Origin of the sequence: Pantoea sp. sgz302252 (assembly GCF_047713085.1) — a bacterium.
GTDB lineage: Bacteria > Pseudomonadota > Gammaproteobacteria > Enterobacterales > Enterobacteriaceae > Scandinavium.
In genome coordinates this window covers 12339-27091 of the sequence record NZ_JBLFJW010000007.1, presented here as the reverse complement: position 1 = coordinate 27091, position 14753 = coordinate 12339, and the positions used below count along the sequence as shown (strand labels likewise).

General features: G+C 52.5%; 11 protein-coding genes and 1 pseudogene. 7 read left to right on the top strand and 5 right to left on the bottom strand.

What is annotated here, in order from left to right; genetic code table 11:
* The first annotated feature begins 232 nt into the window (after nucleotides 1–232).
* The 3 genes from ACLW56_RS07130 to ACLW56_RS07120 are packed head-to-tail and all read left to right on the top strand — an operon-like array spanning nucleotide 233 to nucleotide 3563.
* The gene (locus tag ACLW56_RS07130; protein WP_330983097.1) at nucleotides 233–1504 is read left to right on the top strand and encodes a PTS sugar transporter subunit IIC; all 1272 of its coding nucleotides are present in this window, start codon (nucleotides 233–235) and stop codon (nucleotides 1502–1504) included.
* A 10-nt stretch (nucleotides 1505–1514) separates the two neighbouring features.
* The gene (locus tag ACLW56_RS07125; RefSeq protein ID WP_330983096.1) at nucleotides 1515–2831 is read left to right on the top strand and encodes a 6-phospho-beta-glucosidase; all 1317 of its coding nucleotides are present in this window, start codon (nucleotides 1515–1517) and stop codon (nucleotides 2829–2831) included.
* A gap of 9 nt (nucleotides 2832–2840) precedes the next feature.
* A complete protein-coding gene (locus ACLW56_RS07120) occupies nucleotides 2841–3563 on the top strand; it encodes a glucosamine-6-phosphate deaminase (protein ID WP_330983095.1) in 723 nt (240 codons plus the stop codon).
* Between the two features lie 29 nt (nucleotides 3564–3592).
* Here the strand turns inward: ACLW56_RS07120 and ACLW56_RS07115 are convergent, their stop codons facing one another.
* Nucleotides 3593–4327: a GntR family transcriptional regulator gene (locus tag ACLW56_RS07115; protein ID WP_330983094.1), complete on the bottom strand. Its 735-nt coding sequence runs from the start codon at nucleotides 4325–4327 to the stop codon at nucleotides 3593–3595.
* A 149-nt stretch (nucleotides 4328–4476) separates the two neighbouring features.
* Nucleotides 4477–5928, bottom strand: a complete 1452-nt coding sequence (gene thiI / locus ACLW56_RS07110; protein WP_330983093.1) for a tRNA uracil 4-sulfurtransferase ThiI — start codon at nucleotides 5926–5928, stop codon at nucleotides 4477–4479.
* 190 nt (nucleotides 5929–6118) lie between these two features.
* Between thiI and xseB the strand changes: the two genes are divergently transcribed.
* From xseB to ACLW56_RS07090, 4 genes and pseudogenes are all read left to right on the top strand, one after another.
* Nucleotides 6119–6361: an exodeoxyribonuclease VII small subunit gene (xseB, locus tag ACLW56_RS07105; RefSeq protein ID WP_330983092.1), complete on the top strand. Its 243-nt coding sequence runs from the start codon at nucleotides 6119–6121 to the stop codon at nucleotides 6359–6361.
* 1 nt (nucleotide 6362) lies between these two features.
* Nucleotides 6363–7262 carry a (2E,6E)-farnesyl diphosphate synthase gene (gene ispA / locus ACLW56_RS07100; RefSeq protein ID WP_330983091.1) on the top strand — a complete coding sequence of 300 codons (900 nt, stop codon included), beginning with the start codon at nucleotides 6363–6365 and terminating at the stop codon, nucleotides 7260–7262.
* Nucleotides 7263–7406: 144 nt separating this feature from the next.
* A complete protein-coding gene (gene dxs / locus ACLW56_RS07095; RefSeq protein WP_330983090.1) occupies nucleotides 7407–9269 on the top strand; it encodes a 1-deoxy-D-xylulose-5-phosphate synthase in 1863 nt (620 codons plus the stop codon).
* Nucleotides 9270–9328: 59 nt separating this feature from the next.
* Nucleotides 9329–9509 (top strand): annotated as a pseudogene (locus tag ACLW56_RS07090) (aldo/keto reductase); the annotation flags it as partial.
* A gap of 77 nt (nucleotides 9510–9586) precedes the next feature.
* Here ACLW56_RS07090 and ACLW56_RS07085 read toward each other — a convergent pair.
* From ACLW56_RS07085 to ACLW56_RS07075, 3 genes are read right to left on the bottom strand one after another with little or no spacing between them, the layout of a single operon-like run.
* Complete coding sequence (locus ACLW56_RS07085) at nucleotides 9587–10780, bottom strand: Wadjet anti-phage system protein JetD domain-containing protein (protein ID WP_330983089.1); 1194 nt, start codon at nucleotides 10778–10780, stop codon at nucleotides 9587–9589.
* On the bottom strand, nucleotides 10764–14144 hold the full coding sequence (locus ACLW56_RS07080; RefSeq protein ID WP_330983088.1) for an ATP-binding protein: 3381 nt from the start codon (nucleotides 14142–14144) through the stop codon (nucleotides 10764–10766). The genes ACLW56_RS07085 and ACLW56_RS07080 overlap by 17 nt, the downstream gene beginning before the upstream one ends.
* Nucleotides 14137–14751: a DUF4194 domain-containing protein gene (locus ACLW56_RS07075; RefSeq protein WP_330983087.1), complete on the bottom strand. Its 615-nt coding sequence runs from the start codon at nucleotides 14749–14751 to the stop codon at nucleotides 14137–14139. The genes ACLW56_RS07080 and ACLW56_RS07075 overlap by 8 nt, the downstream gene beginning before the upstream one ends.
* Between the last annotated feature and the right edge of the window lie 2 nt (nucleotides 14752–14753).

Genomic DNA, 14753 nt, shown 5'->3' with positions numbered 1-14753 from the left:
TTTTGCGTGCCAGCGCTCACACTTCTCATTTTTTCTGCGCCTACCCTTTCGCACATCTATTCAACAAATCCCTGATATTTCATCGAGATGACATGTTATTTGCCAGGTTGTCGCCTGTTTGACAGTCCAGAAGATGCGTGGAACACTCAAAGTCAACTGGACTAGTCCAGTTGAAAATAACCTTCTGACCCCTACAACTGAAGGCATAAAAACCTCTTAAGAGGAGTGGCCCGTGGTGACATTTATTGAGAGCAAGGTTGTCCCTGTCCTCATCCGGATCGGTGAAAACAAAATTCTGGTCGCCGTCAGAAACGGAATTGCCCTGACGTTGCCCTTTACCATTACTGGCAGTTTGTTCCTGATTATTGCCAACCTGCCCATCCCTGGCTGGAGCGAATGGCTTGGCCCGTGGGCAGAAAAAATCAGCGCGCCGGTGGCCGTCACCTTTGGTGCGATTGGCCTGATTTCTGCCGTCGGGATCAGCTACAACCTGGCGAAAGAGTACAAACTCAACGCCATTACCTGCACTGCCGTGACATTGGTGGTATTCCTGCTGGCGCAGCTTAACGACAAATATCAGTTGAACGTGGATAACCTCGGCGCGGCAGGACTGTTCTCCGCCATCATTCTTGCGATAGTCACTGTGCAAATTATCCGCTGGTTTGTAGGCCGTGAAATCGTCATCAAACTGCCGGACGGCGTACCACCCGCGGTTGCACAATCTTTCGCAAGCCTGGTGCCTGCGGCGGTGACCATTACGCTGGTGTGGTTTGTCAGAGTGATGCTGAACTTTGATATCAATAACTTTTTTACCGAAGTGCTCAGCCCACTGGTCAGCGGCCTGGGTTCACTGCCGGGGATGCTGGTCCTGATTTTCCTGATTTCCCTGCTCTGGTGCTGCGGCATTCACGGCGATAACGTGCTGTCGGGGATAACCAGCCCCATCTTCCTGAAATATATCGCTGAAAATACTCAGGCCTATTTGAACCACCAGCCGATCCCTCACATTACGGCGGATGGCTTCTACATCGTCTTTATGTGCATTGGCGGCACTGGCGCAACGCTCGGGCTGGTGCTGGCGATGCTGCGTTCCCGCAGCAAGATGTATAAATCGGTGGGCAAGCTCTCGCTGCCTTCCGCCGTTTTCTGCATCAACGAACCGGTGATTTTCGGCACCCCGATTGTCTTCAACCCGCTGCTGATGATCCCTTTCACACTGACACCGATGCTGCTGTGCATCTCCACCTACAGCCTGATGTACTTCGACATCATCGGCCGCCCGGTGCTACAAATCCCGTGGACCATGCCGCCGATTCTGGCCGCCTGGTTTGTGACGGGGGGCAATATCCCGGCGGTCATCTGGTCTGTCTGCACCATTGTGATTTCAGTGGCGATTTACTTCCCCTTCTTCAAAGCGCTCGAACGCCAACAACTGGCGCGTGAAGCGCAGGAAAGCCAACAGGCTACTGACTCTGTACTGAACACTGACTCTGCTTCGTCTTAAGGACATCACTATGAAAAAGTTAAAAATCGTGACCATCGGTGGGGGGTCAAGCTACACCCCGGAACTGATCGACGGCTTTATCAAACGCTACGATGAACTGCCGGTGACCGACTACACCCTGCTGGACATTGAGGAAGGCAAAGAGAAGCTGGACATTGTCGGCAAACTGGCACAGCGGATGGTGAAAGAAGCCGGGCTCCCGATGACTATCCATCTGACGCTCGACCGCGCCGAAGCGCTGAAAGACGCGGATTTTGTCACCACTCAGCTGCGCGTCGGTTTCCTTGATGCACGCATTAACGACGAAAAAATCCCGCTGAAATATGGCGTCCTTGGTCAGGAAACCACCGGCCCCGGCGGCTTTATGAAAGCCCAGCGCACCATTCCGGTGCTGATGGATATCTGCCGCGATATGGAAAAATACTGCCCGGACGCGTGGCTGATTAACTTCACCAACCCGGCGGGCATTGTCACCGAAGCCATCACTCGTCATTCCAGGATTAAAAGTATCGGTATTTGCAGCGGCGCGAACAGCATGCTGATGGATATCGCCAAAGCCTATGAGGTGGAAAAGAAAGACGTCTACGCCCGCATTATGGGGCTTAACCATCTGATTTTCGCCGACCAGATTTACATTAAAGGGGAAGAGTACACCGATGATTTTATGGCAAAACTGGCTCAGGGCAGCGCCAGCAACTCGCTGAAAAACATCCCGGATATTGGCTTTTCTTCACGCTTTGCCAAAGCGCTGCACATGTACCCGATTTCTTATCTGAAGTACTTCTTCCTGACCCGGGAAATGGTGGAAGCGGCGCAAAAAGATGCGACCACCAAGGGGACGCGCGGTGAGCAAACGCGAGAAATTGAACACCGCCTGTTTGAGCTGTATCAGGATGAGCACCTTTCCCATAAACCGAAAGAACTGGAAAAACGCGGCGGTGCCTGGTACTCCGATACCGCCTGCTCGATTATCAGCTCGATTTATAACGACAAAAAAGAGATCCACGTGGTCAACACCGTGAACAACGGAACGACACCGGATCTGCCTGATCATGTCACCGTGGAAACCAACGCAATGATTGACCGTCACGGCGCTCACCCGCTGGCCTACGGCCGCTTACCGGTGAAAATACGTGGTTTGATTCAGAGTGTTAAAGCCTATGAAGAGTTGACCGTTGAAGCCGCGATCACTGGTGATTACAGCACGGCGCTGATGGCGCTGACCATCAACCCATTAGTGCCTTCCGCCACGCTTGCGGAGAAAATTCTTGATGAGTATCTGGAAGTGAACCAGCGCTATTTACCGCAATATCAGGCTAAACGCTAAGGAGCAGCAATGAAAACGCTTATCTCTCAGGATTACCCACAGCTGTGTGAGGCGGTGGCGAAGAACGTTATCGATTGTGTGAACGCAAAACCGGATGCACTGATCTGCATTGCAGGCGGCGACACGCCTCTCGGGGTGTTTGCCGCCCTGGTCGAGGCGCAAAAACAGGGCCACGTTGATTTCTCCCGCACGCAGTTTGTCGGCCTCGACGAATGGCTGGGGCTTGGCAAAGCGGACAAAGGCAGCTGCCGGGAAATGGTCTGGAGCCATTTCTTCGATAAACTGGCCTTACGCGACGAGCAAATCTGCTTCTTTGACGGCCTGACAAACGATCCGCAGGCTGAGTGCAAACGCGTCGACAGCTATATCGAGAAGCACGGCCCACTCGACTGCATCATGCTCGGCATCGGCATGAACGGCCATATTGGCTTTAACGAACCGGGAGCAGCGTTGGACAATACCTGTCACGTTGTCGATCTCGATCCTGTCACTCAGACCGTGTCAGTGAAATATTTCGGTACCGCGCGGGACGTTAAGCAGGGGATTTCGCTTGGCCTGAAAACGATTCTGGCTGCGAAGAAAATCGTGCTGATGGCGAGCGGTGAGAAGAAAGCGTCGATTGTGGCGCAGACAGTGAATCAGCCTGCCAGCAACGCCATTCCTTCCACGCTGGTCAGGACAACCAACAAGGCAAGTTTATACGTCGATAAGGCGGCTGCCACTGCGCTGTAACGTTTCTCTGGCAGGCGCTCACGCGTCTGCTAGCGTTCGATGCGCAGGTTTTTGACGCGGAAAATATCGGCGCGATTGTAGCTGATGGAAAAGTTAAACGCCGTTTTATCGGCCAGACGCGTCACTTCGGTAATTTTCAGCATCGGCAGCCCGCTGGCAATTTTCAGCAAAGGGGCCAGCTCAGCATCAAACAGCGCGGCTTCGATAATCGAGTCCGCATCTTTGATTTTCTTCCCGGTGTATTCCTCGACATAACCATACAGCGAGCCTTCTTTGAGGATATGCTCAGGGATAGTCTCGATAATGCGTTGCGGAATATTGCTGTCTTCGACCAGCACAGGATTGCCGTCCAGCAGACGGATTCGGCGGATAAACCAGACGTTGTCGCCCGTGGTGATTTCAAGATGCTGTGCGAGAGTGGCATCAGCCTGAATCAGCACAAGTTTTAATAACTGGCTACTGACCTTGACCCGCCCCTGAAATTCACGGGAAAAGCCAAGAATGCTGTCACTGGTTTCATTATTGAGGAGGTAAACGCTGGTGTCGGTATTCTTCAGCACAAACATGCCCTTGCCGTGAATACGCTCGATAAACCCTTCCTGCACCAGAATATCGATGGCTTTCTGCACCGTGACGCGAGTGACGTCATACTGCGTCGCCAGTTCACGTTCGGAGGGAATGCTTTCACCTTTTTTATAGACCTGGCTAAGGATGTCGCCTTTGAGGCGTTCCTTAATTTCGAGGTATTTGTGCGTTTTTTGCATTGCGGTTCCCAGAAAATCGCCGGGTGGCGCTGCGCTGACCCGGCCTACAAATTCCTGCCGCTTTTGTAGGCCGGGCAAACGACGTGCCGCCCGGCGAACAGTGCGGTCTGGTGCCTTCTCCCTTGAGGGAGAGGGGGAAATCCGACTGTTTACTCAGGTCGGTAAACCTTCACATTCGCGAAGCCCTGCTCACGCAGATACAGCGCCTGCAGGCGGCTCATCACTCCACGCTCGCACCACAGCAGCCAGGTTTTACTCTGATCAAGGTCGCCAAACTTCGTGCTGAGCTTATAGAAAGGCAAAGAAACAACCTCAACGCCTTCCACTTTCAGCGGCTTTTCGTCCTGCTCGTCGATGGAGCGGATATCGAGGATCACGTCGTTGGCGCTGAAGCCGCTAACGGTTTCCACTTCCACCACTTCCTGTTCGGCCTGCTGCGCAATTTCACGGATATCGACGTTGCTGGCTTCCGCCACCACTTTGTCGAGGATCGCGAAATCAAAGTTCTGCTCTTCCGCTTCGATCTTCGCTTTCACCGCTTTGACGGTTGGGCTCTTCGAAATCACGCCGCAATATTCCGGCATGGTACGGGCGAAATCTTCGGTGCCGATTTCACGTGCCAGATCGATGATGTGCTCTTTATCGTGAGAGATCAGCGGACGCAGGATCAGCGTGTCAGACACGTTGTCGATCAGGCGCAGGTTGGTCAGCGTCTGGCTTGATACCTGGCCCAGCGCTTCGCCAGTCACCAGCGCCTGCACGCCATAGCGCTCGGCAACCTGGGATGCAGCACGCATCATCATGCGTTTCAGGACAACGCCCATCTGGCCGTCATCGACTTTCTCAAGAATTTCGCCAACCACGGGTTCAAAGTTGATCGCCACAAAACGCACCTTGTGGGAGCTACCAAAGCGATTCCACAGATAATGCGCCACCTGACGAACACCGATTTCATGCGCTGCACCGCCGAGGTTAAAGAAGCAGTAATGCACACGGCAACCACGGCGAATCAGCATGTAGCTGGAGACGCCGGAATCGAAGCCGCCAGAAATCAGCGACAGCACGTCTTCCTGAGTGCCGATTGGGAAACCGCCGATGCCTTCATAGCGGCCTTTCACCAGCAGCAGGCGATCGTTTTCGATTTCCAGGTGCACGGTGATGTCCGGGTTGGTGAGCTTCACGCGTGCCGTTTCGATATGCTGATTCAGCCCGCCGCCAACGTAACGTTCCACTTCGATAGAGGTGAACTCGTGCTTACCACGACGTTTCACGCGCACACAGAAGGATTTGCCTTCCAGTTGCTCACGCCACAGCGGCAGCGTCTGTTCGAAAATATCGTGCAGCGAAGTGAAAGGCACATCTTCCACTTCCAGAATATGATGGATGCCGGGAATGCGGGTCAGCGCGTCACGAATGACAGGGCGCTGCTCCTCATCTTTGGCACGCACCTCAATGTGATCCCAGTGGCGCACCACGGCGAGGGTTTCGTCATACTGCTTCAGAACGTTACGGATGTTCCCGGTGAGCATCTTTATAAAGCGTATGCGCACAGATTGGCTCTTGATGGTGATTTCCGGGAACAATTTAATGATAAACTTCATGGCGGCAATGGTTCTTTGGCAAGCCCGCAAAGGCTTGTGATGAAAAAGAGTACAGCAGCTCACGTCGGTGGCTGCATCCAGGCGCGCAAGTATACCACCTTCGCGCGGCTCCTGTGCACATTGCGCGTTATTTGATAATTGCCCCGAGTCCGTTACCATGACGGGGCTGAAAACATAAGAGTCCATTCACATGCCAAAGAAAAATGAAGCGCCAGCCAGTTTTGAAACCGCACTGACTGAACTTGAGCAGATTGTCTCGCGCCTTGAAAACGGCGATCTTCCGCTGGAAGAGGCGCTGAACGAGTTTGAACGCGGCATCGGGCTTGCGCGTCAGGGCCAGGTGAAACTGCAACAGGCCGAGCAGCGTGTGCAAATCCTGCTGGCCGATAACGAAGACGCCCCACTGACCCCCTTCACGCCGGACGCCGAGTAAGATGGATTTCACGCAACAATTGCAGGCCTGCGTAACGCGAGCTAACGACTCGCTGCGTCAGTTCATCGCCCCGCAGCCATTTCAGAACACTCCACTGGTTGAAGCCATGCACTATGGCGCACTCTTAGGCGGTAAGCGCCTGCGCCCGTTCCTGGTGTATGCCACAGGCGAGATGTTCAACGTCAGTTTGTCCACGCTGGATGCGCCCGCTGCGGCGGTGGAATGTATTCACGCTTATTCTTTGATTCACGACGATTTACCGGCGATGGATGACGACGATCTGCGTCGCGGTCAGCCGACTTGCCACATTAAATTTGGCGAAGCCAACGCCATTCTGGCCGGAGATGCGTTGCAAACGCTGGCGTTTTCTATACTCAGTGATGCGCCCATGCCGGAAGTAAGCGATCGCTATCGTCTGAAAATGGTTTCCGAGCTGGCACAAGCGAGCGGTGTGGCGGGCATGTGTGGCGGTCAGGCGTTAGACCTGGAAGCAGAAGGCAAACAGGTTGATTTGCAGGCGCTGGAGCGTATCCATCGTCATAAAACAGGCGCACTGATTCGTTCTGCCGTACGCTTAGGCGCGCTGAGTGCGGGTGATAAAGGCCTCGCGGCGCTGCCGGTACTGGATAAATACGCAGAATGCATCGGCCTGGCCTTCCAGGTGCAGGATGACATTCTGGATGTGGTAGGGGATACTGCGACCCTTGGTAAGCGCCAGGGTGCCGATCAGCAACTTGGCAAAAGCACCTACCCTGCCCTGTTGGGTCTTGAGCAAGCCCAAACGAAAGCCCGTGATCTGATTGAAGAAGCCCGCCAGGCCTTGACCGTTCTGGCCGCGCAGTCTCTGGACACCACGGCACTGGAAGCGCTAGCGAATTATATTATTCAGCGCGATAAATAACTATTATCCTCTAAATAATTCAGGTTGCAGAAAGGCGGCAACGCAGTGAGTCCTCAGGAGCTTACTCCAGTAAGTGACTGAGGTGAGCAAGGCAGCCAACGCATCTGCAGCCTGAAGTATGACGAGGAACACGATGAGTCTCTGATGAGTTTTGATATTGCCAAATACCCGACGCTGGCACTGGTGGAGTCCACTCAGGAACTGCGTCTGTTGCCAAAAGAGAGCCTGCCGAAGCTCTGCGACGAACTGCGCCGCTACCTGCTCGACAGCGTGAGCCGCTCCAGCGGACACTTCGCCTCCGGGCTTGGCACGGTGGAACTCACCGTGGCGCTGCACTATGTCTACAACACCCCGTTTGATCAGCTGATCTGGGACGTAGGCCATCAGGCTTATCCGCACAAAATTCTGACCGGTCGTCGCGATAAAATTGGCACCATTCGTCAGAAAGGCGGCCTGCATCCGTTCCCGTGGCGCGGTGAAAGCGAATTCGACGTGCTGAGCGTCGGCCACTCATCGACCTCCATTTCTGCCGGGATTGGCATCGCCGTCGCCGCCGAAAAAGAAGCCAAACAGCGTCGCACCGTCTGCGTGATTGGCGACGGGGCCATTACCGCAGGCATGGCGTTTGAAGCTATGAACCACGCGGGCGATATCAAACCGGACATGCTGGTTATCCTCAACGATAACGAAATGTCGATTTCCGAGAACGTTGGTGCGCTCAACAACCATCTGGCGCAGCTGCTTTCCGGTAAGCTTTACTCCTCGTTGCGCGAAGGCGGCAAGAAAGTGTTCTCTGGCGTACCGCCAATTAAAGAACTGCTCAAGCGCACCGAAGAACATATCAAAGGCATGGTGGTGCCGGGCACGCTGTTCGAAGAGCTCGGTTTTAACTACATCGGCCCGGTGGACGGGCACGACGTGCTGGGTCTGGTGAGCACCCTGAAGAACATGCGAGACCTGAAAGGCCCGCAGTTCCTGCACATCATGACCAAGAAAGGCCGTGGCTATGAGCCAGCGGAAAAAGATCCGATCACCTTCCACGCCGTGCCGAAGTTTGATCACACCAGCGGCGTGCTGCCGAAAAGCAGCGGCGGTCTGCCGAGCTATTCGAAAATCTTCGGTGACTGGCTGTGCGAAACGGCGGCCAAAGACAATAAGCTGATGGCGGTCACTCCGGCGATGCGCGAAGGCTCCGGGATGGTTGAGTTTTCGAAGAAATACCCGGATCAGTATTTCGATGTCGCGATTGCTGAACAGCACGCGGTCACCTTCGCCGCAGGTCTGGCGATTGGCGGTTACAAGCCGGTGGTGGCGATTTACTCCACCTTCCTGCAACGCGCTTACGATCAGGTTATCCACGATGTGGCTATCCAGAAGCTGCCGGTGCTGTTTGCTATCGACCGTGCCGGGATTGTCGGTGCAGATGGGCAAACCCATCAGGGCGCATTCGATCTCTCTTATCTGCGCTGCATTCCGGATATGGTCATCATGACCCCGAGCGATGAGAACGAGTGCCGCCAGATGCTGTTTACCGGCTATCACCACAATGATGGCCCAAGTGCTGTGCGTTATCCGCGTGGAAGTGGCACGGGTGCAGAACTGGCTCCGCTGGAAAAACTGCCGCTGGGCAAAGGCATGGTGAAACGTCAGGGCGAAAAAATCGCGATGCTGAACTTTGGCACCCTGCTGGCAGATGCGGCCGTTGTCGCAGACAAGCTGAACGCCACGCTGGTCGATATGCGCTTTGTGAAACCGCTGGATGAAGCACTGATTCTGGAGATGGCCGCACGTCATGAAGTGCTGGTCACGCTGGAAGAAAACGCCATCATGGGCGGGGCGGGTAGCGGTGTGAACGAAGTGCTGATGGCGCATCGTAAACCGTTGCCAGTGCTGAACCTTGGTTTGCCTGATTTCTTTATCCCACAAGGTACGCAGGAAGAGGCTCGGGCCGAAATTGGTCTGGATGCCGCCGGAATCGAAGCCAAAATCAACGCCTGGCTGGCCTGATCCCTCCCCCTTTCCGCTCCTGCTATGCTTAACATCATGTTCATCGCAGGAGTGGAACCATGCAATACAACAAATCAGGAACGACCGACCTCAACGTCTCCCGACTTTGTCTGGGCTGTATGACCTTTGGCGAGCCCGATCGCGGCAATCACGCCTGGACGCTGCCGGAAGAGAGCAGTCGTCCTATCATCAAACACGCGCTGGAAGCGCGGCATTAACTTCTTTGATACCGCCAATAATGACCTGTTGAATGCGGTGGAAGCCTGAGCAAATTGCTGAGCTGGAAACGCCTTATCAGCCTCATCCTGTAGTGGGGTTTAAGTAAGCACTTGCTGCAGGAGATGAAAGGGAATTCTTTCCTGCTCTACCCGCAAAAACGGCTTCCAGTGATGTGTTTTGAGCTTTTGGTAGACCCGTTGTTCTGGCTCCGTCAGAAAAGGGAGCATGTCGGCAGGATGACACTTACTCTTCGGCTCATCCCCCCAGAATTCCCGACTGGCAACGAGTGTCACTTCATCCATCAGCAATGACTGAACATGAGGAAAATAGCCGCGTAGCTGCGACAAAATAGCAAAACCGTTGGTATCAATATCGCCCCAATACCGGATATTGACCCGAGTTAACCAACTCACCTGCTTTAATAACTGAACGCCATAGCCCTGACCAAAAATAACGATGGCATTGGCTACATCAGGAAAAGCCAGAAAATTGACCTTATTCTCTGTGATATAAACGGCATTCAAACCAAGATTGAGACTGGCAAATTCATCCACGGGGATCGTCATATCACGCACGCCGCAGAAATGCTCAGCAAGCGCCGGATCAAGGAGCCGAAAACGAAGCGTATTTTTTTCATGCAACAAGCCGTAGCGCTGTTCAAAACCAAAATGCGATAACTGCGTAAAGCGTAAATCAATACTCTCCTGCGGCAACAAGACATCCAGCAGCAGTTTAAGAGCCCGCTTGCGCGCTTCAATAAACTTACTGTCAATATCAGCAATATCGAGCTGGCGCAGGTACAATCCAGGTCGTGGCATCGCCAAAAAGTAGTGACAGACTTTGATGAGTTTAGGCCAGTCGCCGTGATACTCCTCAATCAGCGCAATGTTCTCCGAATACCACGACTCAAGCTGTGGGAAATGGGAACGTAATAAAGTGACATCGCTGACAAAACGCGCCCATGCGCCATGTTGCCTGAGGAACTGGCATATCGCCTCCAGCGATAGCCATTCAACAGCAATCGGTACGCGCTGGCGCCCGAGCGACGAAAACTGAAATTCCTTCTCGATCAGCACTAATCCGGGGTGTTCTTCACAGACTCTGCGAAACTGGATAACCTGAGTCTGCACACTCATAAAATCATGCATCATCTGTCGTTCAGTGACTTTCGGCAAAGCGACCTGCAAGGGAAATTCAAGGCTGTTCGTCAACCAACGCCGGTGAAAATCGTAACGCAGCCATGATTTTACTAGCTTTTCCCGCACTGATTTTATGTCAAACAGAGTGGCCATCATCGCCTTCTTCTATCAGCGTCGCATATTCCTGTAACGCCCGATGCTGTTGCAGACGCTCACGATAATCCTCAATCGACATATTCAGCACCATAGAGCGATTCTCTTTCTGATCGACAAAATGAACATGGTTTACATAGTTTTCAATCACGTCCAGCTTCTGTAACGGCGTCACCAGTAAAAGCTGCAGGCCCAGCTTTTTAAACAACTCAAGCCCAAAACGCGTACTGTCTTTTGAGCCGCGAGCAAAGGCCTCATCAATGACCACAAGGTTGAAGCGTCGTGCCCTGTTGTTATGCTCGCCGTCTTCAACCAGACGATATTGCAGCATGATAGCCGCGGCCAAAATGGAATAAGCCAGCTTCTCTTTTTGTCCCCCCGATTTTCCCCCCGAGTCGGAATAACACTCTTTCTCGCTGTGATCCTCACGGTAGCGCTCGATCACGTTAAACAGCAGCCAGTAGCGCGCATCAACGACTTTTTGCGTCCATTTCGGCTGATTGCGCATCTGTTCGATAAGAGATTTCACCTGCTCAAACTTCTGCTCTGAATACAGATTATCGTCGGTGCTATATTCAACACACTGCTTCAGCCGCTGCTTAAATTCACGAATATCCACATCCGGTGAAGGAACCCCCATCACTTCGATATAGGTTCCGGGCTGATAATCTAAATCGATCAGTGAACGATTGATTATCCGGATCCGGTTCTTAATATCTTCTTCCTGCTTATCCAGCTGGCTGCGAAATAGCACCATGGCGCGAATGGTGTCACGATTGAGCATTTCTTTAAAACGTGCTTCGTGACGAGGAAGATCTTCTTTTTGTAACTGGAGCAAAAGCTGCTGATATTCCGGCAGTGCCTCCATGCTACGATCGAGTTCGGTGGCATCATTGGGGAAGGCATAAATAAAATCGCCCATCGCCGCAATCATTCCATCCTGTTTTTTGCCCCTCCGTTCTTCAATATGCTGTATTTTTTCGTTTAATTTAGTACGCAGTAACAAAAGTTGGTTAACCAGCATTTCGATACGCAACCCGTCTCCGGCACCATAGCGAGTATATATCTCTTCCAGCAGGGGATAATAATCCGTCTGTTGTTGGGCCGTAGGAGTAGAAGCCTGCACTTGATGCTGATTCAATTCGCCCTGATGGGTGAGTATTTTATTTTTCAGCTCACCTTGCTTGCGATGAAGTTCATCACGCTGAGTTTGTACCTGTTGCAACTCGTTACGTGCGACATCTAAATTTTGCTGTAAAAGCTTTAACGTCTCAGAAGAGGACTCCAGCTGGCGATATTCATCGGCAAGCCGTTCAACCTGCTCGCTGGAAAGCGGCCAGTTAATTTGAAGAAAAGAATAACTAAAGTCAGCAAGCTGTAAGGCTTTTCGCCGCAGTTCATCCAGCGATTCTTTGAATGTCGTGGACTCACCGATCTCTTTGTTTATTGCGGCCACGCTGCTTTGTAACTGGCTGTAGTTTGCCGCCAGCAGCTGAATTTTTTCTTTATTACTCCAGCCAAGCACATAACGGCTTTTATCCTGAATCTGATAACGGTCATCTTTTTCATGGCGATCGGGGCCGGTTTTTACCTGCCCATTCAGCGTAATCGCCTTTTGGCTACGCCGAAAATCGGTCAATGACTCACAGCACTGATAATGAAAGCGTTGCTGAATCTCCCGGTCGAGCCAGCCATAAAAAGCGCTGTCAGGTTTAATCTCTATTTTTGCGGGTAGAGCCTCGTTATCCACTGACGCGACAGAAAAATCGATGCCCGACTTAACGCGATAATAAACCAGTCGGCCCCCCAGATGGGTTTGCTCTATAAACTCAGAGACCTGTTGATAATGCTCATCGGGCACCAGCAAACTCAGTGCAAAGCCATGCATCACCCTTTCGATAGCCCCCTGCCAGTGCTGCTGCGCGGGTTTGATTTGCAGCAATTCACCGATAAAGGGTAAATCGGTTTCTGCCACCGACAGTGCTTCACAAAGCTGTTCGCGAATAGCCAACTGGCGGGAAGGAATGTTGGATTGCCTTTTTTTAATGGCCGTGAGCTCCCCGGCAATTTTTTCCTGTTCAGCCTGTGTTTGCCACAGCTGCTGCTTGAGCTCGTCGCGCCGCTCTTCATGCTGATTAAGCTTCTGATGAATACTTTCGGCTCGATTTTTGGCCTGTTCAAGGTTGCTGACAAACGTCGCAGAGTCTAGTTCGCTGTTTAACTCCAGCGCCAGTGCGAGCCCCTGATACAGCACGTAATTCTTGCGCCTGTCGTCGCGTTCGGCTTCTTTCTGTTTGATCTCCTGAGAAAGCTGCTGGAGTCGGCTCCCCCCGTTGCCGCTGATCTCATCACGGATCTGTTCGATCCGTTGCTGTACCGTGACCTGAAGATTGTCCAGGTTATCAAGATCGATAATCTGCTTAGCCAGTTCCTGCTGCTGACGCTCCAGACGCGAACGATACAACACGATAGCTTTGCTGCTCATCCAGGGTTCAAGGAACGTTCGGGCATAATGATAAACTTCCCGCTCTTTAGCCGCTTTCTGCGCTTCTTCGCCCAACTGACTTACCGGTTCCAATAGTTGAATTTTCTGCCTCGCAGCAACTACCGCGTCGTGTAAACGATGGAGATCGTCATAATTACGCTCCAGCTCCAGCAGCTGCTTTTCCGTTTCGGGCTGTTCCAGCATATTGTGGCGCACAAAATCCGTTACCGAGCCCACGGATTTCATGGAAATGGTCTGGTTGAACAGCTCCAGTGCGCGACCATCGCTTCCCAGACCCAGCAGCTTAGAAAAAGATTGCTGGTAGAGCGGAAAGGTATCCGATATCTCTGTCGTCACGTCTTTGCGTAAGACTTTACGCAGATCGTTTATTCTGGAGCCAAAACCCGAGAAATCCGCCGAAACAGACAACGCTCGCTGGGCAACCACGTAGAGACGCTTCACTTTTGTCTCACCTGGCTTCAACCAAAAGAGTTGCGCCAGCGAAACCGTCTGCTGGAGTGCTTCGGCATAAAAAACAGCCAGTAGCACGCTGAAGTGTTTATCGTCGGACCGGAGCCCTTTGGCTCTCGCTTTCCCGCTATCATCCTGAACGGACGTATAGTGTCCGAAGAAATAAGACTCAGCAGAACGCTCTTTGTCTTCAGCTCCTGCGGCTTTGTTATAGGCCAGCTTGCGTGGAGGAACCAGTAACGTGGTGAGAGCATCAACCAGCGTCGATTTGCCGCTGCCGATATTGCCGGTCAACAGACTATTTTTCCCCTCAGGCGTGATTGACCAGACCTGCTGATCAAACGTTCCCCAGTTAAGGACTTCCATACGTTCGAGGCGAAAGCCCTTTAATACCCTCGTGTCACTCATCCGACTCTTCCTCCTGAACGCCGTTTCGTTCCCTGAATAGCTGGATAAACGTGTTAATCTGCTCTGCCGTTACAATGGCTTTAATAATGCGCAAAACTTCAAACTCATCAGGGTGATGGGTCAGCACGCTGATAAATCCCATCTCGCTGATCCGTTTAATTACCGTGTCCAGCTCTTTATTTTGTTTAACCTCATTATTCACTTCCGGCAGATAAGGTTTTAGCCAGGAATACATTTCCTGGCGCGTCACCACCAGCCGTGGCGCCCCTTCTTCTGCATCGTGTTCAGCCAGCCTCTTTCTTAATGACACCAGCAACACGCTTTGGGCGAAGGTCAAATTACGTCTGGGAATAAGCCGGGGAAAATCATCATCATTATCAGTAGGCTGCTGAACCAGAAAAGCAAATCCTTCGGCCTCATCCAGCGTTAGCGTCAACCCTAACGGCTGAAAATAACTGCGAATGTTGTGCTGATCACGGGTCATCACTTCCCACAAATCACGGTGGCGCGAGCGATATAGCGGCCCTTTCAACAGACGAATGAGTACCCGCGACAGGCTGTTACGCGTTTCTTCCCCCAAAAGTGAGGCAGCAAAAATATCGGTCATCC

Excerpts from the sequence above, each read along its gene's own strand:
- ACLW56_RS07125 (WP_330983096.1), top strand. The coding sequence starts at position 1,515 with ATGAAAAAGTTAAAAATCGTGACCATCGGTGGGGGGTCAAGCTACACC.
- ACLW56_RS07120 (WP_330983095.1), top strand. The coding sequence starts at position 2,841 with ATGAAAACGCTTATCTCTCAGGATTACCCACAGCTGTGTGAGGCGGTG.
- ACLW56_RS07115 (WP_330983094.1), bottom strand. The coding sequence starts at position 4,327 with ATGCAAAAAACGCACAAATACCTCGAAATTAAGGAACGCCTCAAAGGC.
- thiI (WP_330983093.1), bottom strand. The coding sequence starts at position 5,928 with ATGAAGTTTATCATTAAATTGTTCCCGGAAATCACCATCAAGAGCCAA.
- xseB (WP_330983092.1), top strand. The coding sequence starts at position 6,119 with ATGCCAAAGAAAAATGAAGCGCCAGCCAGTTTTGAAACCGCACTGACT.
- ispA (WP_330983091.1), top strand. The coding sequence starts at position 6,363 with ATGGATTTCACGCAACAATTGCAGGCCTGCGTAACGCGAGCTAACGAC.
- dxs (WP_330983090.1), top strand. The coding sequence starts at position 7,407 with ATGAGTTTTGATATTGCCAAATACCCGACGCTGGCACTGGTGGAGTCC.
- ACLW56_RS07085 (WP_330983089.1), bottom strand. The coding sequence starts at position 10,780 with ATGGCCACTCTGTTTGACATAAAATCAGTGCGGGAAAAGCTAGTAAAA.
- ACLW56_RS07080 (WP_330983088.1), bottom strand. The coding sequence starts at position 14,144 with ATGAGTGACACGAGGGTATTAAAGGGCTTTCGCCTCGAACGTATGGAA.
- ACLW56_RS07075 (WP_330983087.1), bottom strand. The coding sequence starts at position 14,751 with ATGACCGATATTTTTGCTGCCTCACTTTTGGGGGAAGAAACGCGTAAC.